Raw genomic sequence first — 510 nt, forward strand, 5'->3', positions numbered from 1 at the left:
ACACGTCCATAACCTGATGGGCTGCGCCGGCCACCCATTCATCCGTACGCCCAATCTTGATGCGCTCGCGAAAAGGGCCACCCGATTCAGCAATGCCTATACCCCGTCGCCGATCTGCGTGCCGGCGCGCGCCAGCCTTGCCACGGGACGTTATGTCCACGAAATCGGCTGCTGGGACAATGCCATCGCTTACGATGGCAAGCCAGCCGGATGGGCGCAGCATCTGTCGGATGCCGGCTGCGTGGTGGAATCGATCGGCAAGCTGCATTACAGGAACGCCTCTTCCCCGGTCGGATTCCAACGTCAGCAGCATGCGGTCCACATCCATGACGGCATCGGCCAGGTCTGGGGCTCGGTGCGCGATCCGATGCCGGAGACCATCGGCCCTTCGCCGCTGTACAACAGGATCGGCGCGGGGGAATCGGACTACAACCGCTTTGATGCCCGCGTGGCCGATACCGCCGTTGAATGGCTGGCCGAACATGCAAGGGATGAAAAGCCATGGACCCT

General features: G+C 62.5%; 1 protein-coding gene. It reads left to right on the plus strand.

The window, feature by feature from the left end:
- Nucleotides 1-510: sulfatase-like hydrolase/transferase (locus JK635_RS28750; protein ID WP_202655258.1), on the plus strand; the 510-nt coding region annotated here is incomplete at both ends.

The organism is Neobacillus paridis (genome assembly GCF_016765675.1).
GTDB lineage: Bacteria > Bacillota > Bacilli > Bacillales > Cytobacillaceae > Neobacillus > Neobacillus paridis.